The sequence below is a fragment of the Kitasatospora hibisci genome (assembly GCF_043950205.1).
Lineage (GTDB): Bacteria > Actinomycetota > Actinomycetes > Streptomycetales > Streptomycetaceae > Kitasatospora > Kitasatospora hibisci.
Genome location: NZ_CP171642.1, coordinates 7,285,615 through 7,305,739, shown reverse-complemented (window position 1 = coordinate 7,305,739; position 20,125 = coordinate 7,285,615). Strand labels below are relative to the sequence as shown.

Sequence of the window (20,125 nt, the reverse complement as noted above, 5' to 3'; positions counted from 1 at the left end):
GGTCAGTGATCGGCCCGGACCAGCTCGTCGACGCCCTGGGCCGGCCGCAGCGGCTCGAAGTGCACGCCGCCCGCGGCGTCCACGGTGAAGCCGTGCACGGCCGGCCGGGGCAGGCTGTTGTACTCGAAGTGGGTCGTCGCGTAGTAGGCGCCGGTGTCGAGGAGGGCGACCAGGTCCCCGGGTTCCAGCAGCGGCAGCGGCCGGGCCCGGGCGACCACGTCGCCCGCGAAGCAGCACGGCCCGGCGACGTCCTGCTCCACCGGCTCCCCGGCCTTGGCGGCGCCCGACGGGTGGTGCGCGGTGATCCGCAGCGGCCAGGCGTCGGGCATGAAGACCGTCCGGGTGGCGACCTGGGCGCCGGCGTGGGTGAGCGCGATGTGCCGGCCCCCGGACACCTTGGTGTACTCGACGTAGGCGGCGGTGAAGCCGTTCTCGGCCAGCAGTGAGCGGCCGAACTCGGTCACCACCCGGTAGCCGCCCCCGAACAGGGCCGGCGCGTGGGCCCGCAGCCGCTCCACGTACGCGTCGAAGGTGGGATCCGTCTCCTCGCCGGCGAAGTTGACGGGGAGTCCGCCGCCGATGTCGATGCCCACCACCCGGCGGCGACCGGGCTCGGCGTTCAGCCGCTCGGCGAAGGCGACGGCCTCGCCGACACCCTGGGCCATGAGGTCCAACGGGCAGCCCTGGGAGCCGACGTGCACATGGAGCCAGCCGAGCCACGGGCGTTCCCGGAAGGCCTCGCGCAGGCGGTCCGCATTGCCCTCGTCGGCGAGCGGGATGCCGAACTTGGACGTCGCTGTGGCGGTGCTCACCGCCCCGATCGTCCCGGCGCCGACCTGCGGGTTGATCCGGACGCCGAGCCGGGAGCGGGTCGGGGAATCCCGGGCGTCCAGGAGCGCGTCGACCCGGGCGAGCTCCTGCCAGTTGTCGATGTTCACCGCGATGCCGAGGCCCAGTGCCCGGGCCAGCTCGCGGCGGGTCTTGGCCGGCGAGTCGAAGACGATCCGCCCAACGTCGAAACCGGCCGCCAACGCCTGGGCCAACTCACCGGGGCCGGCGACCTCGCAACCCATGCCGAGGCCGCGCAACCGGGCCAGCACCGGGACCAGGCAGTTCGCCTTGGCCGCGAAGGTGTGCAGCACGTCCAGGTCGGCGGGGAAGGCGCGGTGCAGAGCGGCCACGCTCGCGGCCACCCCGTCGAGGTCGACGAAGGCCGCCAGCAGCGCGTCCTCGGGGTCGAGCAGTCCCTGCCGCACGGCCGCGCGCAGGACCAGCTCGCGCCGCTGCGCCGCACCGGCGGGACCCCTCCCGGACCGGGTCGGCTCCGGACTCGAAGGCCCCGGACTCGAAGGCTCCGGACTCGAAGGCTCCGGGCTGTTCGGCTGATGGACGGTCATGGGGCCACGCTCCGCCGGCTCGTCGGTGAAGGCCCCGGGCGGTTCCACGGAGCACCCCACCAGGCTGCCGGTCGGCCGGTCCCCGTGTCCTCGTCCTCCGGACGGTTTCCCCGTACCGGACGATGCACTCGCCGGGGCGGTGCCCGGCCGGCTCCCCGGTCCCGCCCCCGGCCGCCCCCCCTGCGGCCGGCGACACCGCGCCACGGGTCGGCCGCAGGATGCTTGCCGCCCGGCCCCTGGTACCGGTAGACACGAGCCCAACACCGTGCGTGACAGCAGGAGGTCTCCGCCATGAGCGTGACGAGTCGGTACCGCGACGCATGGGAGGGCTTCTGGCGGGACGCGCCGGCGGAGCCGGGCGGGGTGATCTGGGACGCGGAGCCGGCCGTCACCGCGGAACGCCACCTCGCGCTGTTCGACCCCCAGCTGGCCGACCCGGAGCTGCCCCTCGTCGACCTGGGCTGCGGCAACGGCACCCAGACCCGCTTCCTCGCCGACCGCTTCGCGCGCGTGCTCGGGGTCGACCTGTCCACCGCGGCCGTCGACCTCGCCCGGCGCGGGGACCCGGCGCAGCGGGCCGAGTTCGCCCAGCTCGACGCCACCGACGCCAAGGCCGTCCGGGCGCTCCACGACCGCCTCGGCGACGCCAACGTGTACGTGCGCGGTGTGATCCACCAGAGCGAGTCCGCCGACCGCAGTGCGGTCGCCGAGGCCGTCGCCGCGCTCGTCGGCGAACGCGGCCGGGCCTTCGTCGTCGAGCCGGCCGCGGCGGCGAAACAGGTCCTGACGGACCTGGTGCGCGGCCCGGCCGGGCCGCCGCCGAAGCTGCGCCCGGTGTTCGACCACGGTCTCGCCCCCGCCGAGGTCACCGACGAGGCGTTCGCCGGGCTCTTCCACTCGGCCGGCCTCGCCGTCCTCGCGGTCGGCGAAATGCCCCTGTTGCTCACGGAGTTCGACCCGGCCGGCAGCCGGATCGCGCTGCCGGCCCACTGGCTGGTGGTCGGCGCGGACGGCGCGCAGCGCGCCTGAACGGCACCGCACCGCGGGTGGCGTCCGCCCGGACGCCACCCGCGGTGCGCGTTCCCGGTCAGCCGATCCGCAGCGCGGCCATCGCCTGGTCCGCCATCCGGGCCTCGCCCAGGGGGTTGGGGTGGACGAGGGCGAGGCCGGCGGCGACGGCGAGGGCGGACGTGCCGGCGGCGGTGGCGGACGGGTCCGGTCCGGCGGCGCGGGTGCGGATCCGGAGGTCCCACTGGGCGAGCGCCAGCAGCCGCCAGCCCTCCTCCCGCAGCGGGTCGGTGTGCACCAGCTCCGCGGCCGCCGGAAGGACCTCGGCCGGGAGTCCCGCCCGCAGCCCGGAGGCGACCGCCGACTCCCCCGCCACCGAGCGCAGTTCCCCGAGCCGGGCGACCTCCGTGACCGCCCATTCCTGGTCGGCCCACTCCTGGTAGGCCGGGCCGCGCCACCAGCCGAGCGCCTCGGTGAGCCGCCGGTGGGCGTCCGCCGGGGGCGCGTTCCGGGCCTCCAGCACCGCGGCTTCGAACCGCCAGGCGTCCACGGCCTGCACCGGCAGCCGGACGGCGTACCCGGGCGGCAGGCTGACCAGCAGTTCGGACGCCGATCGCGGCGGGCGCCCGGGCTCCAGCACCCGGCGCAGGTGGGAGAGGCAGGGGTGCAGGGAGGCGAGGGCGCGCCGGGTGGGGGTGTCCGGCCAGAGCACGTCGACCAGTCGGTCGACCGGGACGACCTGCCCCCGCCCCATCAGCAACAGCGCCAGCACGGCCCGTTGTCGCGGCCCTCCGAGGAAGACCGGCACCCCGCCGACCGTGGCCTCCGTCGGCCCCGGCACCCGCAAACCCAGCGTGACGGACCAACTTACCGAACGACGGTCCGACCCGCCGGGAGGCCGCCGCCCGACACGCCCCCGCGTGTCACGGGCGCCCGCGCGGGTCAGGCCGGGAGGACGGCCACCGCGCGGGTCCAGCCGGCGCCGGCGCCGGTGATCTTCACCGGGAAGCAGCTGACGGTGAAGCCGGTCGGGGCGGGCAGGTCCTCCAGGTGGGCGAGCCGCTCGATCTGGCAGTACTCGCGCTCCCGCCCGGCGAAGTGGGCCGGCCACAGCAGGCTGCGGTCGCCGGTCTCCCGGTACCCCTCGATCATGATCCGGAACGGTGCGTCCAGGCTGAACGCGTCGGTGCCGATCACCCGGACGCCCCGGTCGAGCAGGAAGTGGACGGCCGAGCCGTCGAGCCCGGTGAAACGGCTGAAGTACTCCGGGGTGCCGGCCAGCCGGGAGGCGCCGGTGCGCAGCAGCACGATGTCGCCGGGCGCCAGGGTGTGGCCGATCCGGTCCAGTTCGCGGCGCAGGTGGGCGGCGTCGACGGCGCCCGGCTCGGCACCGCCGAGGTCCAGGACGACGCCGGGGCCGTGGAACCACTCCAGCGGGAGCTCGTCGATGTGGCGGGGACGGCCGTCGCCGTAGCGGGCGGCCGAGCCGTAGTGGGAGGGCGCGTCGATGTGGGTGCCCGTGTGGGTGGTGAGCGTGAGGGTGTCGATGGTGAGGAGCTCGCCGTCCGGCAGGACGGACGGGTCGAACTCCAGGCCGAAGTGTTCGAGCATCTCCGCGCTCATGTGCTTGGCGCCCTCGGCCGCGGACATGATGCGGTGCTCGACGGGCTCCGGCTCCCAGCCCGCGGCGTCGATCGGGGTGGAGAGGTCGATGATGCGCACGGGTCTCCTCGGGGGGTGGGGCGCGGGCGGTGCGGACGGCCCGCGTGGTCGTGGGGGGCTGAAGGAGGGAGGGTCAGGCGCGCAGGCTCAGGCCGCCGTCGGCGGTGACCACCTGGCCGTGGATCCAGGACGCCTCGTCCGCACAGAGCAGGGCCACCGTCCGGGCGAGGTCGGCCGGGGTGGTGAGGCGGCCGCCGGGGGTGCGCTCCGCGAGGACGCGCAGGACGCCGCCGTCGGCGCCGCCGGGGCCCTTGTCGAGCTTGGCCGCGGCGACCGCGTTGACGGTGATGCCGAGCGGTGCCAGTTCGACGGCGAGGTAGCGGATCTGCGCCTCCAGGGCGGCCTTCGCCACGCCGGCCGCGAGGTAGCGCGGGACGACGCGCCGGGCGCCGTTGCTGGAGACGGCGACGATCCGGCCCGCTCCGCCGGCCATGGCCTCGACCAGCGGGCGGACGCCCAGGAGCAGCGGCGCGAGCGCGGTGGTGACGTCCTGCCGGAACAGCTCGGCGTCCGGCCGGGCGGCGTCCATCGGGTGGAACGAGGCCGCGCTGTGGACGAAGACGTCGAGGCGGCCGCGCTCCTCCCGGACACGCCGCAGCAGGCGCGGCAGGGTGTCGGGGCGGGTGACGTCACCCTTGAGGACGGTCGCCCGGCCGGGCAGGCCGGCGAGCGCGGCGAGCGCGTCCTTCGCAGCGGCGTCGTCGCGGGCGTGGTTGAGGTAGACGTGGCAGCCGCGGCCGGCGAGCTCGCGGGCGACGGCCAGGCCGACCCCGCGGGTGCCGCCGGCGATCAGGGCCGTCCGGTGCTCCCACTCGGCCATCAGGCCGCCTCGGCGGTGGCCCGGTTCACCACGGCCAGGAACTCGCCGGGGGTCCGGACGGCGCTGAGGGCGTCCTCGGGGATGCGGATGCCGTACTCGCGCTCGATCCGGCTGACCGTCTCCAGGACGGCGAGCGAGTCGTAGCCCAGGTCGCTGAAGAGCACGTCGGCGATGTCGCCGTCGAGGTCGATCCCCTCGGCCTGGCCGGCCCCCTCGCGCATGATCCGCTTGAGATCGGCTTCGGTGATCATGGTCGTTCGCTCCTCGGGTCGTGATGGAGGTGGTCCGCGTCGAGCCTGGCCGCCGGCGCCGGAGCCCCGCTCGAATCGGCGTCGAACGCCGCTCCAGCCCGCTTCGAGCCCGCCTCGACGCCCTCTCGATGCCGTCTCGACGCCGCCGCGGGACGGTGGGCCCCTCCACACCCGCGCTCGGAAGGGACCGTGATGGCCCGCGCAGCAGAGACCAGGACGGCGGACCGGCCCGCCCGTCACCCGTCGACGGAGGCGGCCGCCAGGCTGGCCCGCTCGGCGGCGGCCGTCGAGGGGGCCGAGGAGGTGCCCGGCTGGCTCTCCGAGCGGCGGCGGGCCGGCACCTTCCGGGTCGAGCGGATCCCGTTCGACCGCCTGGAGAAGTGGCACACCGAGGCCGGCACCGGGGACCTCGTGCACGAGACCGGCAGGTTCTTCGCGATCCGCGGCCTGGAGGTCCGGGAGGAGGACGGGCGGGCGTGGTCGCAGCCCATCATCTGCCAGCCGGAGACCGGCATCCTCGGCATCCTGGCCAAGGAGTTCGACGGCGTCCTGCACTTCCTGATGCAGGCCAAGATGGAGCCGGGCAACATCGGCACGATCCAGCTCGGCCCGACCGTCCAGGCCACCCGCAGCAACTACACCCGCGTCCACCAGGGCCTGGCCACCCCGTACATCGAGTACTTCCTGGCCGCGGGCCCTGGCATCGTGCTGACCGACGTGCTCCAGTCCGAGCAGGGCGACAGCTTCCTGCGCAAGCGCAACCGCAACCTGGTGGTCGAGGTCACCGGCGAGGTCGAGGTGCGCCCGGACTGGCGCTGGCTGACGCTGGGCCAGATCCACCGGCTGCTGGCCGTGGACAACCTGGTCAACATGGACGCCCGGACGGTGCTGTCCTCGCTCCCGCTGCGGCCGCCGCCGGCCGAGAGGGCCGAGCACGCCGAGGACGCCGAGGGAGTGCACTCCGACACCGAAGTACTCAGCTGGCTCAACGAGTTGAAGACCCGACAGGGGCGTGAGACGACGCTGGTGCCGCTGGACCGGGTGGACCGGTGGCGGCGGACGGAGACCGAGATCGCCCACACCGGACGGCGCCACCAGCGCGTCGTCGCGGTGTCCGTGGTCGCCGGCAACCGCGAGGTCACCCGGTGGACGCAGCCGCTGCTGGCCGCCGAACGGACCGGGCTGGCGGCCCTGGTGGTGCGCCCCTCCCCCGCCGGACCGCAACTTCTGCTGCAGGGCCTGTCCCAGCCCGGCACCTTCGACGCGGTCGAGCTCGCGCCGACGGTGCAGTGCGTCTCCGACGGGTTCTCCGACCTGCCGGAGCCGGTGCCCTTCCTCGACCTGGTGCTGGCCGCGCCGCCGGAGCGGGTGCTCTACTCGGCGGTGCTGTCGGAGGAGGGCGGCCGCTTCTTCCGGCGCGCCAACCGGTACCTGATCACGGCCGCCGGCGAGGACTTCCCCGCCGAGCTGCCCGACGCCTACCGCTGGGTGACGGCCGACCAGGTGCAGCGGTTCATCCAGTTCGGCAACCACTTCACGGTGGAGGCCCGCACCCTGGTCACCTGCCTCGGCTCGCTGCGCGATCGGGGGGCCCGGTGGAGCGCCTGAACGTCGGAGTGCTCGGCTGCGCGTCCATCGCCCGGCGCAAGATGCTGCCCGCACTGACGGCGAGCCCGCTGACCCGGGTCGCCGCCGTGGCCAGCCGCTCCGGCGAGCGGGCCGGGGAGTTCGCCGCGGAGTTCGGCACCGAACCGGTCGCCGGCTACCAGGCGCTGCTCGACCGCCCGGACGTGGACGCCGTCTACGTGCCGCTGCCCGCCGGGCTGCGCGCGGAGTGGATCGTCCGGGCGCTGGAGGCCGGCAAGCACGTCCTGGCGGAGAAGCCGCTCACCACCGACCCGGCGCCGGCGCGGGAGGTGGTCGAGCTCAGCCGGCGACACGGACTGCTGCTGATGGAGAGCTTCATGTTCCTCCACCACAGCGCCCACCGCCGGGTGCGGGACCTCGTGGAGTCCGGACGGATCGGCGAACCGCGCTCGTTCTCGGCCGAGTTCACCATCCCCCGGCTCCCCGAGGGCGACATCCGGCACCGCCCCGAGCTGGGCGGCGGCGCGCTGCTCGACCTCGGCGCCTACACCGTCCGCGCGGCGCAGCTCTTCTGCGGCCCCGGGCTGGAGGTGGCCGGCGCGGTGCTGCGGCACGACCCGGCCACCGGGGTGGACACCGCCGGCGCGGCCCTGCTGACCTCGCCGCGGCTGACCGCCGCGCTCTCGTTCGGCATGGAACACCACTACCGCTGCCGCTACAGCCTGACCGGCAGCGAGGGGACGGCCGTCCTCGACCGCGCGTTCACCCCGCCGCCGGACCACCGGCCGGTGCTGCGCGTCGAGCGTCGGGAGGGCACCGAGGAGCTGCTGCTCCCGGCCGACGACCACTTCGCCAACATCGTGGCCGCCTTCGCCCGGACCGCCCTCGCCGGGCGCGGCTTCGCCGGCCACGGCGACCGCATCCTCCGTCAGGCCGACCTGCTGGACCAGGTCCGCCGGGCCGCCGCCGCGGCCCCTCCCGCTGCCTAGGAGCGCTCGATGCAGATCGTCGGCCGCGGGTTCCTCGCCCAGAGCCTCCGGCCCCTCGTGGCCCGCCACCCCGACACCGTGGTCTTCGCGGCGGGCGTCTCCAGCGGCACCAGCCAGGCCGACGCCGGCTTCGCCCGGGAGGCCGGCCTGCTCTACGACGCCCTCGCCGGCTGCCGGCGAAGCGGGCGGCGGCTGGTGTACTTCTCCACCTCCTCGGCCGGCCTGTACGGCGTCCAGCACCGGCCCTGCCGGGAGGACGGGCCGGTCCGCCCGTCCTCCCCGTACGGGCGGCACAAGCTCGCCATGGAGGAGGTGATCCGCGGCTCCGGCGCGGAGCACGTGATCCTGCGCCTGGCCTACCCCGTGGGCCGGGCGCAGCGCCCCCACCAGTTCCTGCCGTCGCTGGTGCGCCAGGTCCGGCTCGGCCGGGTGCGGGTGCACCGCGGGGCACGGCGCGACCTGATCGACGTCGGGCACGCGGTGGCGCTGATCGACGCGCTGCTGGGCGTCGGGGCGCCGGGCGGGGTGGTCAACCTCGCCTCCGGCTGGTCCGTCCCGGTGGAGGACATCGTCGGGCACATCGAGCACCGGCTGGGCGTCCGGGCCGAGCGGCAGGTCGTCGAGGTGCCGCCGGAGGACCCGGTCTGCACCGAGCGGTTGCGACGGCTGGTGCCGGCCGCTGCCGGCCTGGGCTTCGGCCCGCACTACTACCGCCGGGTGATCGACGCATGTCTCGCCCGGACCCGACTCCCCGAGGAGCCCTGCGATGACCGCACCCCCTGAGACCGAGACCACCGCGGACGTCTGCGTCGTCGGCGGCGGACCGGCCGGCCTGACGCTCGCCCTGCTGCTGCTCCGCTCCGGCCTGCGGGTCGCGGTGGTGGAGCGGTCCGCCTCGCTCGACCGCGAGTACCGGGGCGAGATCCTTCAGCCGGGCGGTCTGGCGCTGCTCGACCAGCTGGGGGTGCTGGCCCCCGCGGAGGCCCGCGGCGGCCACCGGCTGGACCGGTTCCAGCTGGTGGAGCGGGGCCGGGCGCTGCTCGACATCGACTACACCCGGCTGCCCGGCCCGTACCCGCGGCTGCTGAGCCTGCCGCAGCAGCACGTGCTGGCCGAACTGCAGTCCCGCTGCGAGGAGTTCGACGGGTTCCGGCTGCTGACCGGGTGCCGGGTGACGGCGCTGGTCGAGGAGGGCGGGGCGGTGCGCGGCGCGGTGGCCGAGGGGCGGGGCGGGCGGCACACCGTCCGCGCCGCGGCCACCGTGGGTGCGGACGGCCGCTTCTCCAAGGTGCGCCGGCTGGCCGGGATCCCGGCCGACCGGGACGACGTGTTCGACTTCGACGTGCTCTGGTTCAAGCTGCCCGGCACCGGGGTGCCCGACCGGGCGGTCCGGGTGTTCCGGGACGGCGGCCGCCCGGTACTGGCGTACCCGTCGTACCCGGACACGGTGCAGCTCGGCTGGACGCTGCCGCACCGCGGCTACGCCGGGCTGGCACAGCGCGGGCTGGCGTACGTGCAGGAGGAGATCCGGCGGGCCGTGCCGGAGTACGCCGACGCGGTGGGCGAGCGGATCACCGCGCTGACCGACCTGACCCTGCTGGACGTCTTCGCCGGCCGCGCCCGGGAGTGGGTCCGCGACGGCCTGGTGCTGATCGGGGACGCCGCGCACACCCACAGCCCGCTCGGCGCGCAGGGCATCAACCTGGCGATCCAGGACGCCGCGCTGCTGCACCCGGTGCTGGTGGCGGCGGTGCGGGCCGGTGACGTCACGGCCGGGCGCCTGCGCGCCTACGCCGAGCCCCGGGGACGGGACATCGACCAGGTGATGCGGATCCAGACCATGCAGGCCCGGGCGATGCTCTCGCAGGGCCGGGTGGCCCGGGTGGTCCGGCCCCGGCTGGCCTCGCTGGTCCAGCACACCCCGGTCGGCGCCAAGCTCACCGCCCGGATCGCCTTCGGCAACCCGGCGGCGCAGGTCCGCTCCGAGCTGTTCGCCGCAGCCGGCGCCGTGGCCACCGATTCCACCGAGTTCCTTGAGAAGAAACGGAGTTGACCCGATGAACGAGACCACGTCGGTGCCGCTGGAGCGGCTGCGTGCCGACATCGAGCAGTTCTACGCCCGACACATGCAGCTGCTGGACGGCGGCCGGGCCGAGGAGTGGGCCGCCACGTTCACTGAGGACGGCACATTCCAGCTGCCCGGCCGGCCCGCGCCGAGCCGCGGCCGCGCCGAGCTGGCCGAGGGGGCCCGCCGGGCCCGGGCCGCCCAGGAGGCGGCGGGCGAGACCCACCGGCACTGGCACGGCATGCTGGACGTCGAGGAGCAGCCGGACGGCAGCGTCTCCGTGCGCTGCTACGCCCTGGTGTACCTGACGCCACGCGGCGGCGAGCCGCGGCTGCACCGCGCCTGTGTCTGCGAGGACGTGCTGGTCCGCGCGGACGGCGGCTGGCGGGTCCGCACCCGGGTGGTGACCCGGGACGGCCACTAGAAGACCTGTCCAGGCGATCACGCTCGCAGCCCGATGGTGCGGGCTGCTGCTGTGGCGGTGCCGAGGTGGACGTAGCCGCGTTTGCCGTAGCGAGTGGGTGCGCCACGAGGCGCCATGGAGTCGAGTGAGGTGAGAGACCGTCACCGCCGGGTCGTCGCAGCAACCTGGTTGAAGCTGCAGGCAGTTCGTCTCGGAGGATGCCGAGACGGGTGGTAGCAGCCCAGACAACGCCGGGACGGACTGACACTGCCGGACGGTTCGGGTCCGGCAAGCGAGACGGGAAGGTGTACGCGAGGAACCAGTGCTTGACGTCGAAGCCGCTCCCATTCGGCACCTGTCAGGTCACCCCGGCCCATGACCGCGTGAACGACTGGGCGATGGAGTGGTCACGTGATCAGCTGGACAGCGACGACCCTGGCCGGCCTCGGCCACCGGGGCCGCGTGGTCATCGTCCGGAACGGCTGACGGCACTTGGTGCGCGGCCCGCGAGCCAGACGGCGATTCGCTTCTGCAACTCCTTGTCGGCGCGGGGATGGTCCCAACGGGCATACCATTCCAACTCCCGCAGGACGTTCTCCGAGCGGTCCGGGTGGCCCACCGCGACGACGTCGACGCCGATCTCACCCGTCGAGCAGCTGATGTACACGCTGCTGTCGAGCGCCATCATGCCGAAGCCCGGATGGCCCGCTCGAACGCCGAGGAACGCCGATGCCGCACCCCGACCCATGATGTCCCAGCACTCCAGGAGCCGGACCCTGGTCCAGGCCGCCGGTGCGGCGCGGCGGCCCCAGCGCAAGTCCTGCAAGAAGGCGTCGTGCGTACGGGTGTCCTCCGGAAGCATGACGAGGAACTCGCGCCGCTGGTCGAGGAGACCAGAGGAAACAGCCAGGTCGTACCAGTCCTCGTTGAGACGCTCGACAAGCCGTGGGGTCTCGTAGGGGCGAGAGAAGCGACCGACGGAGTCCTCGGGACGGTATCCGAGGACGATCGGCATCGTGCCGTCGGGCACGGCGTTCGGGATCACCTCAAGGCCGGCCCGCCGCAGCGGCCGATACATCTTGCGTTCGCGCTCCTGAATACCCACAGGTCAGTGTTCTACCAGGCCCGGAACGCCGAAGTTCCCCCGGTCAGCGCTCCCGTTTCCCGACCTCCCGGACGGACTGGTGCTGGGATCAACCGGGTGATCGTCCGGACCGTCCGGGGCGCGGGAACCGGCAGTCGACTGCGGCGGTCGCATGCTCGTGGGCAAGTTCGACTACCGGGTTCCTCCTGCGGCATGAGCACCATGCGAGCGTGGAAGAACTCCCTTGCGGATCAGCCACGTTGGTCCGCCTGATCCATCGCGTACCGAACCGCACCGCACTCCCGGATCCCCTGGAAGGAATCCCATGAAGCACAAATTCGCCGCTGTCGCGGCCGCCGCCGCCCTCTCCCTCACCGGTACGGCCACGCTCGTCGCCAACCAGGCGTCCGCCGCGCAGCACCCGGACGCCGGCTCCCGGAACAGGCCCGACCACCTCCCTCCGTTCGCCGGTCACGCGTATCTGGTGACCGTGGACACCGGCGCCGTCTACCGCAACACCTTCTCGGCGGACGGCACGTCGGTGACCGGCCTCACCGTCAAGGGCTCCGCCCCGGGAAGAACCTTCACCGTCCCCGACCTGGCCGTGCAGACCGGCCCGAAGCAGTACTTCATCTCCTGGGTCGAGCCCGGCGACGTGACCGTCAGTCAGGTCGCCGACTTCGACAAGCACACGGTGGAGTTCTACGTCACCTCGACCGACAGCACCGGCACCCGTTCGGGGGCGGTCTACCACGCGGCCCTCACCCAGGTCTCCTAGCCCGGATCCGAGTCCGGACCACGTGTCCGGTGCCGGGGCCCCACCCGCGGGTGGGGCCCCGGCCCGTTCGGCGTGGCCGGCACCGCTCAGGCCGCCGGGGCCTCGACGGCCACCGCCGAGTTGAAGCCGCCGTGCCCGCGGGCGAGCACCAGCGCGCGCTGCAGCGGCTGCCGGCGCGGCGCGGTGACCAGGTCGAGCGCGTACCCGGCCGCCGGCCGGCGGACGTTGGCGGTCGGCGGGATCACCTGGTCGCGCAGGGCGAGCAGCGCGGTGGCGACGTCCAGCGGGCCGCTGCCGGCCGCGAGCCGGCCGGTCATGGTCTTGGGCGCGGTGACCGGCACTCCGTGCGGACCGAACAGGTCGGCCAGCGCTGACGCCTCGGCGCGGTCGGCGGCGGGCGTCCCGGCGGCGTCGGCGAAGACCACGTCGACGTCGGCGGGCCGCCAGCCGGCCTGGTCGAGCGCCTGGCGGGCGGCGCGGCCGAGCCCGGCGCCGCGGTCCGCGCCGCGCTCGGGTGCGGTGTGGCCGTCGAAGGAGGTGCCGTAGCCGGTGAGGCGGCCGTGGATCCGCGCGCCGCGGGACCGGGCGGCCCCGGCGTCCTCCAGGACCAGGATGGCACCGCCCTCGCCGACGACGTGGCCGCAGGCCCGGTCGTCGAAGGGCAGGTAGGCGGCGGCCGGGTCCTCCCGGGTGCTCAGCGTGCCGCTGGTGAGCTGGGCGGTCCAGCTCCAGGGGCAGAGCGAGCCGTCGACGGCGCCGCTGACCACGACCGGAGTGCCCTTGCGGATCAGCCGCCGGGCCTGCGCGATCGCGTCCAGGCCGCCGGCACCGTCGGCCACCACCACGCCGCTGGGGCCGCGCATGCCGTGCCGGATGGAGATCTGGCCGGTGTTGACGGCGTAGAACCAGGCGAAGGACTGGTAGGCGCTGACGTGGGCGCCGCCCTTGGACCAGAGGTTCTGCAGTTCGCGCTGGCCGAACTCGAAGCCGCCGGCGGTATTGGCGGTGACCACGCCGATGTCGTACTCGGACAGTTCTGCGGGGTCGAGGTCGGCGTCGGCCAGCGCCCACTCGGCGGCCACCAGGGAGAGCCGGGTGACCGGGTCGGTCTGCGGGAGGAGCCGGTTGGGCAGCAGGGCCGCCGGGTCGAACCCGGTGATCTCGCCGGCCAGGCGGGACGGGTAGGGCTCCGGGTCGAACCGGGTGAGCCGGTCGATGCCGCTCTCGCCGCGCAGCGTGGCGGCCCAGTAGGCCTCCAGTCCCACGCCGTTGGGGGCGAGGACGCCGAGGCCGGTGACGACGGCGGTCATGCGGCGCGCTCCTCGGGCCGGGCGAGCACCATGGCGCTCTGGAAGCCGCCGAAGCCGCTGCCGACGGTCAGGACGGTGTCGAGGTCCTGGCGCCGGGCGTGCAGCGGCACGTAGTCGAGGTCGCACTCCGGGTCGGGGGTGTGCAGGTTGGCGGTGGGCGGCACGACGCCGTGCCGCAGGGCGAGGGCGCAGGCGGCGATCTCGATCGCGCCGATGGCGCCGAGGGAGTGTCCGATCATCGACTTGATGGAGCTCATCGGCGTCTCGTAGGCGCGGGCGCCGAGGGCCAGCTTGACGGCGGCGGTCTCGTGCCGGTCGTTCTGCTTGGTGCCCGAGCCGTGCGCGTTGACGTAGTCGATGTCGGCGGGCCGGGCGCCGGCCTCGGCCAGGGCGAGCCGGATCGCCTCGGCCATCTCCCTGCCGTCGGGACGCAGTCCGGTCATGTGGAAGGCGTTGCAGCGGGAGGCGAAGCCGGTGATCTCGGCGTAGACGGGGGCACCGCGGCGCACCGCGTGCCCGTACTCCTCCAGGACGAAGATCGCCGAGCCCTCGCCGAGCACGAAGCCGTTGCGGGTGACGTCGAAGGGCCGGGAGGCGTGCTCCGGGTCGTCGTTGCGGGGCGTGGTGGCCCGGATGGCGTCGAAGCAGGCGAGGGTGATCGGGGAGATGGGGGCGTCGGTGGCGCCGGCCACCATGACGTCGGCGCTGCCCTCGGCGATCAGCTCGCGGGCGTGGGCGACCGAGTCGAGGCCTGAGGTGCAGCCGGTGGAGACCACGGCGGCCGGGCCCTCGGCGCCGACCCGCCGGGCGATCTCGGCCGCCATCGAGCTGGGCACCAGGTGGCCGTAGAGGTGCGGCACGGCGTAGCCGTGGTCGACGAGCCAGTTCCGCCCGCCGTCGCTGACGGCGACGTACTCGCGCTCCAGGCTGGTGGTGCAGCCGACGGCACTGCCGACGGTGACGCCGAGCCGGCCCGGGTCGACGACGTCGTACGCCAGGGCGGCGTCGGCGACCGCCTCGTCGGTGGCGACCGCCGCGAACTGGGTGGCCCGGTCCATCCGCCGGACCTCCTGCGGGGTCAGGCCGTGCAGTACCGGGTCGAAGTCGCACTCGGCCGCGACCCGGGAACGGAACGCGGTGGCGTCGAAGAGGGAGATGGGCCGGGTCGCCGTCCGGCCGGAGGTGATGAGCTCCCAGAAGGCCTTGGTGCCGGTTCCGCCGGGGGCCACCAGCCCGATGCCGGTGATGACGACGCGCCTGTTCATCGGTCTCCTTCCCCGGGGTTCGGGGTGGGGTGCGGGGCCGGCTGCCACCAGTCGCGGTGGTCGCGGTACCAGCGGACGGTGTCGGCCAGGCCCTGGTCGAGCGGGATGCCCGGTTCGAAGCCGAGCCGGGTTCGGATGCGGGTGTCGTCCACGGAGTAGCGCCGGTCGTGGCCCTTGCGGTCGGGCACCGTGCGGACGCGGTCCCAGCCGGCACCGCAGAGGTCGAGCAGCCGGCCGGTGAGCTCCCGGTTGGTGAGCTCGGCGCCGCCGACGTTGTACGCCTCCCCCGGCTCGCCCTTCTCCAGGACGAGTTGGACGGCCCGGCAGTGGTCGTCGACGTGCAGCCACTCGCGCACGTTGAGGCCGTCGCCGTAGAGCGGGACGTGCCCGCCGTCGAGCAGGGCGGTGACGAACCGCGGGATGACCTTCTCCGGGTGCTGGTGCGTGCCGTAGTTGTTGGAGCAGCGGGTGACCGAGACGTCGAGGCCGTGGGTGCGGAAGTAGGCGCGGGCCATCAGGTCGGCACCGGCCTTGGAGGCCGCGTACGGGGAGTTGGGCAGCAGGGGGCGGTCCTCGGTCCAGGAGCCCCGGGCGATGGAGCCGTACACCTCGTCGGTGGAGACGTGGACCATCCGCGGGACCCGGGCGCTCAGGCAGGCGTCCAGGACGGTCTGGGTGCCGACCACGTTGGTGTGGGCGAAGACCGAGGCCTCCGCGATGGAGCGGTCGACGTGCGACTCGGCGGCGAAGTGCACCACCGCGTCGTGCCCGGGCAGCACGTCGAGCAGCGCGGACCGGTCGCAGACGTCGGCACGGACCAGGGTCAGGCGGGGGTCGGCCAACGGGAGGTTGGCGGTGTTGCCTGCGTAGGTGAGCTTGTCGACCACGGTGACGTCGGCCCGTTCGTAGCCGGGGTAGGCCCCGGAGAGCAGGCTGCGCACGTAGTGGGAGCCGATGAACCCGGCACCGCCGGTGACCAGGATCCTCATGCGAGCACGCGGAGTTCGGTGTGGTCGCCGACGACGAGGCGGTGCCGTCCGTCGCCCGGCGGGGAGATCCCGACCCGGGCGGAGCGGCCGATGACCGAGCCGTGGATGCCGTTGACGTCGGTGACGGTGGCCCGGTCGAGCACGATGGTGTGCGAGAGGCCGGCGTCGGTGAGCACGCAGTCCGCGCCGATCGAGGTGTGCGGGCCGATGTAGCTGTCCTCGACCACCGTACCGGCGCCGATGACCAGGGGTCCGCGCAGGTGCGAGCGGACCACCCGGGCGCCGGGCTCGATCACGACGGCGCCGAGCACGGTGCTGGCCTCGTCGACGGTGCCCGTGACGGCCGTCTCCACCCGGTCGAGCAGCAGCCGGTTGCAGTCGAGGATGTCGTCGATCCTCCCGGTGTCCCGCCACCACCCGGTGATCTCCGCGGCCCGCACGTCGCGGCCCTCGGCGACCATCAGCTGGATGGCGTCGGTGATCTCCCACTCGCCGCGCAGACTCGGCTCGATCCGGGCGACCGCGTCGTGGACCAGGGGGGAGAAGAAGTACGCGCCGGCCACCGCGAGGTTGCCGCGCGGCGCCCGGGGCTTCTCCCGGAGCGCGGTGACCCGGCCGTCCGGACCGGCCTCGACGATGCCGTACTCCTCGGGGTTCGGCACCCGGACCACCGCCACCTGGGCGTCGGGGCGGGTGCGGCGGAAGGCGTCGGCCAGGTCGGCGATGCCGTCCGAGAAGACGTTGTCGCCGAGGTACATCACGAAGTCGTCGTCGGCGAGGAACTCCCGGGCCAGCAGTACGCAGTGCGCCAGGCCGAACGGCGCCTCCTGCTGGATCCAGGTGATCTCCAGGCCGAAACGGGAGCCGTCGCCGACCGCCTCCCGGATCTCGCGGTGCCAGTCGCCGACGATGACGGCGGCCTCGGTGACGCCGGCCCGCCCGATCTGCTCCAGACCGTGGAAGAGGACCGGTTTGTTGACGACGGGGACGAGTTGCTTGGGCATGGCATGGGTGAGCGGGCGCAGCCGGGTGCCCATGCCGCCGGCCAGGACCAGAGCCTTCAAGGCAGTTCCTCTCTCTGCGGGCCGGGATGCGTTCCTCCCCTTGGTATCCCGCCGCCCCCACAGGCCCGGTCGAGTCGCACTCGAAGCACCCCGGTCCGCAGGTGCCCCGGCTTTCGAGTGGAGTTCGAGTGCACGGCCGTACGTTTCTTGCCCCCGGTGATCGGCGCCCCGGTTCATCGGCCGCATTTCGGCTCTAGGAGGAGACGTGGTTCCACACGGTGGCGAGCTGTACCTGAACCTGATGAAGCGGGTGCTCGCGAACGTGATCTACGAGGACGCGCCGGTCGGCTGGTACGGCGACGTCGACGGCTACGACACGGACCTGCGCGCGTCGGGGAGGGACCTGCCCACGACCGCGCACACGATGGTGGGGCTGCAACGGCTGGACAACGTCCAGTCCTGTGTCGCCAGGGTGCTGGAGGACGGCGTTCCCGGCGATCTGATCGAGACGGGCGTGTGGCGCGGCGGGGTCTGCATCCTGATGCGGGCCGTGCTGGAGGCGTACGGCGTGCGGGACCGCCGGGTCTGGGTGGCGGATTCCTTCGAGGGCGTTCCGGTGGTGCACTCCGGGAGCCACCCCCTGGACCGCGAGATGGCGCTGCACCGGATCAACGGGGTGCTCAAGGTGACGCGCGAGGAGGTGGCGGAGAACTTCGCCCGCTACCAGCTGCTGGACGACCAGGTGGGTTTCCTGGAGGGGTGGTTCGAGCAGACGCTGCCGTCGGCACCGATCGACTCGCTGGCGGTGATGCGGCTGGACGGGGACCTCTACGAGTCGACCACGGACGCGCTGACCCACCTCTACCCGAAGCTGTCGGTCGGGGGCTTCGTGATCGTGGACGACTACAACATCGAGCCGTGCCGGCGGGCGGTCGCGGACTTCCGTGAACGGCACGGGGTGCGGGAGCCGATCGTGCCGATCGACGGCCACGGCGTCCACTGGCGCCGGGCGGCCTAGGGGTCTGCGGGATCGCCGGACAAGCGCTAGCTGGCGAGGCGGGACGCCCAGGGGCCGGGTGCCGCGGGCGCCCCGCCGAGCCGGTCGAGCAGCAGGTTGCCGTCGGCGCGGTCGGGGCCGTACTCCAGGGCGGGGTCGGCGGCCAGCATCGCGCGGTGCAGGCTCTGGATCCGCAGCGAGGGTTCGAGGCCGAGCTCGCCGACCATGTGGTCGCGCAGCCGGCGGAAGACCTCCAGCGCCTCGGGGCAGCGGCCGCAGCGGTAGAGCGCGAGCATGTACTGGGCGTGCAGGTTCTCGTTCATCGGGTACTGGCCGACGAGCGAGGCCAGTTCGCCGGGGAGTTCGTGGTGACGGCCGAGCCGCAGCCGCGCGTCGACCCGCTGCATCAGCGCGGTGAGGCGGTTCTCCTCCAGGCGGCGGATCTCGGCGTCCAGCAGCGGTCCGGGCTTGACGTCCACCAGTGGTGCACCGCACCAGAGTTCGAGGGCCTCGGTGAGCAGCCGGACGGCCGTCTCGTCGCTACCGTCGGCGAGCGCCTGCCGCCCCTCGGCGAGCAGCCGCTCGAACTCGTGGGCGTCGATGTTCCCGTGCCGGATGATCAGCTGGTAGCCGCCGAACTTGGTGACCAGCACGGTGCGGGCGACCTCGGCGGCGGAGATGCCGAGGGCGCGGCTGAGCATCCGGCGCACCTGGAGGACGTAGGTCTGGAGGGTGGTCTGGACGCTGGCGGGCGGGTTGTCGCCCCACAGCTCGCGGGCCATCGCGGCGGTCGGGACGACGCGGTTCGCCTGCATGACGAGCAGCGCGATGATCTTGCGCGGCTTGGGCGCGGTGAGGTCGTCCACCATGTTGGCCCCGCCGGCGGTGCGGAGCTTCAGGGCACCCAACACCTGGATCGTGAAGCACTCGGAACGGTCGCTCGTGATCATTTCAAGCCCCCGGGAATTCCGTCGGTGATCAAACTCTCGTGAGACTAGTGTCATGAGATTATTTGCCTACGTCAAGATTGTTCCTCGGGGGCCACCAGGCCCGTCCGGCGCGGCCGCCTCTATGGCCATTCCCGCAAAGCCGCTGGTCAACCACCATGAACGGACAATGCCGACGGCCCGACCGAGGCTCCGGCCGTGCGGGCACGGAGCGTATCCGCGAGGCTCAGGCAAACCCCGGGTCACAAATGTGTGGATTTGGCAAAGCCGCTGGCCCGACCCGGGACGACCCCTTGACGGCCCGCGCGCCCGATCACCCGGCGTACATCATGGCCATGTCAGTGTGATCTGCATCACACCCGCGGCCCGCTCCGGAGCGCCGACGGCCTCCACCGCGGCTCAAGCGGATCGCCAGCCCGCAGCCACACGATGCTCTGGCGAACCGTCAGTTCCCGCTCAAACCAGGGAGACCGGATGACCGACGACCGAGTACCGACCGTCACCAGGCAGGACCTCCTCACCATGATGTCCGCGGTCCGCAAGACCGGCGTCCTGCGCGCCGGCGTCGACCTCAAGGTCTTCGACGCCCTCGCCGACGGCCCGGCCGTGCCCAAGGAGGTCGCCGCCGCCTGCGGCGCGGACCCCCGCGCCGTCCACATCCTGCTGAACGCCCTCGCCGCGATCGGCCTGCTGGAGACGGAGGGCGACCGGTTCCGGCTCGCCCCGGGCGCGGACAGCATCCTCGTCAGCACCCACCCCGACTACTACGGCCACGCCGTCCGCCTCGCCGCCAGCGACTACGAGTGGGACGCCGTCAAGCGGCTCGGCGAAGCCGTCCGCAACGGCGGCACGGTGATGGAGCAGAACGCCGAGACGCCCTCCTACACCTTCTGGGAGGACTTCGCCGCGCTGGGCACGCTCAACACCCAGCCGATCGCCGACCTGGTCGCCGACGCGGTGCTCCCGGCGCCGAGCGCCCCGGGGCAGGACGCCCCCCGGGTGCTCGACGTCGCCTGCGGGCACGGCCTCTACGGCTACACCCTGGCCGCCCGCGACCCCCGCGCCCAGGTCTGGTCCCTGGACTGGCCCAACGTGCTCGCCGTCACCGAGGCCAATGCCGAGCGGCTCGGCGTCCGCGACCGCGCCCACTTCCTCCCCGGCGACATGTTCGAGGTCCCGCTCGGCGGACCGTACGACGTCGTGGTGGTCGCCAACGTCCTGCACCACTTCTCGACCGCCCGCGCGACCGAGCTGCTCGCCCGCGCCGGCAGCGCCCTGCGGCCCGGCGGCAAGCTGGTGGCCATCGCCATCAGCACCGACGACACCGCGCCGCACCGCGACCCGGTCCCCCACCTGTTCTCCGCGCTCATGCTCGCCTGGACCTCCGAGGGCCAGGTGCACCCCGTCTCCGCGTACGAGGAGATGGTCGTCGCGGCCGGCTTCACCCGGCCCACCCAGCACACCCTGCCGCACAACCCGCTGCGGGTGCTGATCGCCGAACGCCGCTGA

At 73.7% G+C, this 20,125-nt stretch carries 20 protein-coding genes; 9 read left to right on the top strand and 11 right to left on the bottom strand.

The annotated features are described in order from the left end of the window. Window positions 1–2 precede the first annotated feature (2 nt). Complete coding sequence (locus ACF9IK_RS31840; RefSeq protein WP_395297531.1) at window positions 3–1,397, bottom strand: diaminopimelate decarboxylase; 1,395 nt, start codon at window positions 1,395–1,397, stop codon at window positions 3–5. 291 nt (window positions 1,398–1,688) lie between these two features. Between ACF9IK_RS31840 and ACF9IK_RS31835 the strand changes: the two genes are divergently transcribed. Then, window positions 1,689–2,426 (top strand): class I SAM-dependent methyltransferase, encoded by a 738-nt coding sequence (locus tag ACF9IK_RS31835; RefSeq protein ID WP_395297530.1) that lies wholly within the window; start codon window positions 1,689–1,691, stop codon window positions 2,424–2,426. Window positions 2,427–2,484: 58 nt separating this feature from the next. On the opposite strand, the gene ACF9IK_RS31830 is transcribed toward ACF9IK_RS31835, so the two are convergent. The 4 genes from ACF9IK_RS31830 to ACF9IK_RS31815 form a co-directional block, all read right to left on the bottom strand. Continuing rightward, entirely contained in the window at window positions 2,485–3,246 is a 762-nt protein-coding gene (locus tag ACF9IK_RS31830; RefSeq protein WP_395297529.1) for an AfsR/SARP family transcriptional regulator, read from the bottom strand. A 101-nt stretch (window positions 3,247–3,347) separates the two neighbouring features. Next, window positions 3,348–4,127: a cyclase family protein gene (locus ACF9IK_RS31825; RefSeq protein ID WP_395297528.1), complete on the bottom strand. Its 780-nt coding sequence runs from the start codon at window positions 4,125–4,127 to the stop codon at window positions 3,348–3,350. 73 nt (window positions 4,128–4,200) lie between these two features. Then, window positions 4,201–4,947 (bottom strand): SDR family oxidoreductase, encoded by a 747-nt coding sequence (locus ACF9IK_RS31820; RefSeq protein WP_395297527.1) that lies wholly within the window; start codon window positions 4,945–4,947, stop codon window positions 4,201–4,203. Further along, window positions 4,947–5,198: an acyl carrier protein gene (locus tag ACF9IK_RS31815; protein WP_395297526.1), complete on the bottom strand. Its 252-nt coding sequence runs from the start codon at window positions 5,196–5,198 to the stop codon at window positions 4,947–4,949. The genes ACF9IK_RS31820 and ACF9IK_RS31815 overlap by 1 nt, the downstream gene beginning before the upstream one ends. Before the next feature lie 192 nt (window positions 5,199–5,390). Between ACF9IK_RS31815 and ACF9IK_RS31810 the strand changes: the two genes are divergently transcribed. Genes ACF9IK_RS31810 through ACF9IK_RS31790 form a run of 5 tightly spaced genes read left to right on the top strand, consistent with a single transcriptional unit; the run spans window position 5,391 to window position 10,263 of the window. Further along, the gene (locus ACF9IK_RS31810; protein WP_395297525.1) at window positions 5,391–6,806 is read left to right on the top strand and encodes an NDP-hexose 2,3-dehydratase family protein; all 1,416 of its coding nucleotides are present in this window, start codon (window positions 5,391–5,393) and stop codon (window positions 6,804–6,806) included. Then, on the top strand, window positions 6,794–7,774 hold the full coding sequence (locus ACF9IK_RS31805; RefSeq protein ID WP_395297524.1) for a Gfo/Idh/MocA family protein: 981 nt from the start codon (window positions 6,794–6,796) through the stop codon (window positions 7,772–7,774). The genes ACF9IK_RS31810 and ACF9IK_RS31805 overlap by 13 nt, the downstream gene beginning before the upstream one ends. Window positions 7,775–7,783: 9 nt before the next feature. Beyond that, complete coding sequence (locus ACF9IK_RS31800) at window positions 7,784–8,557, top strand: NAD-dependent epimerase/dehydratase family protein (protein ID WP_395297523.1); 774 nt, start codon at window positions 7,784–7,786, stop codon at window positions 8,555–8,557. Further along, complete coding sequence (locus ACF9IK_RS31795; protein ID WP_395297522.1) at window positions 8,541–9,827, top strand: FAD-dependent monooxygenase; 1,287 nt, start codon at window positions 8,541–8,543, stop codon at window positions 9,825–9,827. The genes ACF9IK_RS31800 and ACF9IK_RS31795 overlap by 17 nt, the downstream gene beginning before the upstream one ends. Window positions 9,828–9,831: 4 nt before the next feature. Then, window positions 9,832–10,263, top strand: coding sequence for a nuclear transport factor 2 family protein (locus ACF9IK_RS31790; protein ID WP_395297521.1), 432 nt, complete (start codon window positions 9,832–9,834; stop codon window positions 10,261–10,263). A gap of 445 nt (window positions 10,264–10,708) precedes the next feature. On the opposite strand, the gene ACF9IK_RS31785 is transcribed toward ACF9IK_RS31790, so the two are convergent. Continuing rightward, window positions 10,709–11,347: a hypothetical protein gene (locus tag ACF9IK_RS31785; protein ID WP_395297520.1), complete on the bottom strand. Its 639-nt coding sequence runs from the start codon at window positions 11,345–11,347 to the stop codon at window positions 10,709–10,711. Window positions 11,348–11,651: 304 nt separating this feature from the next. Between ACF9IK_RS31785 and ACF9IK_RS31780 the strand changes: the two genes are divergently transcribed. Continuing rightward, window positions 11,652–12,104 (top strand): MoaF-related domain-containing protein, encoded by a 453-nt coding sequence (locus ACF9IK_RS31780; protein WP_395297519.1) that lies wholly within the window; start codon window positions 11,652–11,654, stop codon window positions 12,102–12,104. A gap of 86 nt (window positions 12,105–12,190) precedes the next feature. Here the strand turns inward: ACF9IK_RS31780 and ACF9IK_RS31775 are convergent, their stop codons facing one another. The 4 genes from ACF9IK_RS31775 to ACF9IK_RS31760 are packed head-to-tail and all read right to left on the bottom strand — an operon-like array spanning window position 12,191 to window position 16,732. Next, window positions 12,191–13,414 carry a ketosynthase chain-length factor gene (locus ACF9IK_RS31775; protein WP_395297518.1) on the bottom strand — a complete coding sequence of 408 codons (1,224 nt, stop codon included), beginning with the start codon at window positions 13,412–13,414 and terminating at the stop codon, window positions 12,191–12,193. Then, window positions 13,411–14,679 (bottom strand): beta-ketoacyl-[acyl-carrier-protein] synthase family protein, encoded by a 1,269-nt coding sequence (locus ACF9IK_RS31770; RefSeq protein ID WP_395297517.1) that lies wholly within the window; start codon window positions 14,677–14,679, stop codon window positions 13,411–13,413. The genes ACF9IK_RS31775 and ACF9IK_RS31770 overlap by 4 nt, the downstream gene beginning before the upstream one ends. Further along, entirely contained in the window at window positions 14,676–15,668 is a 993-nt protein-coding gene (gene rfbB, locus ACF9IK_RS31765) for a dTDP-glucose 4,6-dehydratase (protein ID WP_395297516.1), read from the bottom strand. Before rfbB ends, ACF9IK_RS31770 begins: the two co-directional genes overlap by 4 nt. After that, complete coding sequence (locus ACF9IK_RS31760; RefSeq protein ID WP_395297515.1) at window positions 15,665–16,732, bottom strand: glucose-1-phosphate thymidylyltransferase; 1,068 nt, start codon at window positions 16,730–16,732, stop codon at window positions 15,665–15,667. Before ACF9IK_RS31760 ends, rfbB begins: the two co-directional genes overlap by 4 nt. 205 nt (window positions 16,733–16,937) lie before the next feature. On the opposite strand from ACF9IK_RS31760, the gene ACF9IK_RS31755 reads away from it, so the two are divergent. Beyond that, the gene (locus ACF9IK_RS31755) at window positions 16,938–17,690 is read left to right on the top strand and encodes a TylF/MycF/NovP-related O-methyltransferase (protein WP_395297514.1); all 753 of its coding nucleotides are present in this window, start codon (window positions 16,938–16,940) and stop codon (window positions 17,688–17,690) included. 26 nt (window positions 17,691–17,716) lie between these two features. Here ACF9IK_RS31755 and ACF9IK_RS31750 read toward each other — a convergent pair whose 3' ends face one another. Continuing rightward, a complete protein-coding gene (locus ACF9IK_RS31750; RefSeq protein ID WP_395297513.1) occupies window positions 17,717–18,619 on the bottom strand; it encodes an AfsR/SARP family transcriptional regulator in 903 nt (300 codons plus the stop codon). 471 nt (window positions 18,620–19,090) lie between these two features. Here ACF9IK_RS31750 and ACF9IK_RS31745 point away from each other — a divergent pair, with 471 nt between their 5' ends. Continuing rightward, window positions 19,091–20,125 carry a methyltransferase gene (locus ACF9IK_RS31745; RefSeq protein ID WP_395297512.1) on the top strand — a complete coding sequence of 345 codons (1,035 nt, stop codon included), beginning with the start codon at window positions 19,091–19,093 and terminating at the stop codon, window positions 20,123–20,125.

Excerpts from the sequence above, each read along its gene's own strand:
- ACF9IK_RS31790 (WP_395297521.1), top strand. The coding sequence starts at position 9,832 with ATGAACGAGACCACGTCGGTGCCGCTGGAGCGGCTGCGTGCCGACATC.
- ACF9IK_RS31780 (WP_395297519.1), top strand. The coding sequence starts at position 11,652 with ATGAAGCACAAATTCGCCGCTGTCGCGGCCGCCGCCGCCCTCTCCCTC.
- ACF9IK_RS31840 (WP_395297531.1), bottom strand. The coding sequence starts at position 1,397 with ATGACCGTCCATCAGCCGAACAGCCCGGAGCCTTCGAGTCCGGAGCCT.
- ACF9IK_RS31770 (WP_395297517.1), bottom strand. The coding sequence starts at position 14,679 with ATGAACAGGCGCGTCGTCATCACCGGCATCGGGCTGGTGGCCCCCGGC.
- ACF9IK_RS31795 (WP_395297522.1), top strand. The coding sequence starts at position 8,541 with ATGACCGCACCCCCTGAGACCGAGACCACCGCGGACGTCTGCGTCGTC.
- ACF9IK_RS31810 (WP_395297525.1), top strand. The coding sequence starts at position 5,391 with ATGGCCCGCGCAGCAGAGACCAGGACGGCGGACCGGCCCGCCCGTCAC.
- ACF9IK_RS31820 (WP_395297527.1), bottom strand. The coding sequence starts at position 4,947 with ATGGCCGAGTGGGAGCACCGGACGGCCCTGATCGCCGGCGGCACCCGC.
- ACF9IK_RS31800 (WP_395297523.1), top strand. The coding sequence starts at position 7,784 with ATGCAGATCGTCGGCCGCGGGTTCCTCGCCCAGAGCCTCCGGCCCCTC.
- ACF9IK_RS31750 (WP_395297513.1), bottom strand. The coding sequence starts at position 18,619 with ATGATCACGAGCGACCGTTCCGAGTGCTTCACGATCCAGGTGTTGGGT.
- ACF9IK_RS31745 (WP_395297512.1), top strand. The coding sequence starts at position 19,091 with ATGACCGACGACCGAGTACCGACCGTCACCAGGCAGGACCTCCTCACC.
- ACF9IK_RS31775 (WP_395297518.1), bottom strand. The coding sequence starts at position 13,414 with ATGACCGCCGTCGTCACCGGCCTCGGCGTCCTCGCCCCCAACGGCGTG.
- rfbB (WP_395297516.1), bottom strand. The coding sequence starts at position 15,668 with ATGAGGATCCTGGTCACCGGCGGTGCCGGGTTCATCGGCTCCCACTAC.
- ACF9IK_RS31835 (WP_395297530.1), top strand. The coding sequence starts at position 1,689 with ATGAGCGTGACGAGTCGGTACCGCGACGCATGGGAGGGCTTCTGGCGG.
- ACF9IK_RS31815 (WP_395297526.1), bottom strand. The coding sequence starts at position 5,198 with ATGATCACCGAAGCCGATCTCAAGCGGATCATGCGCGAGGGGGCCGGC.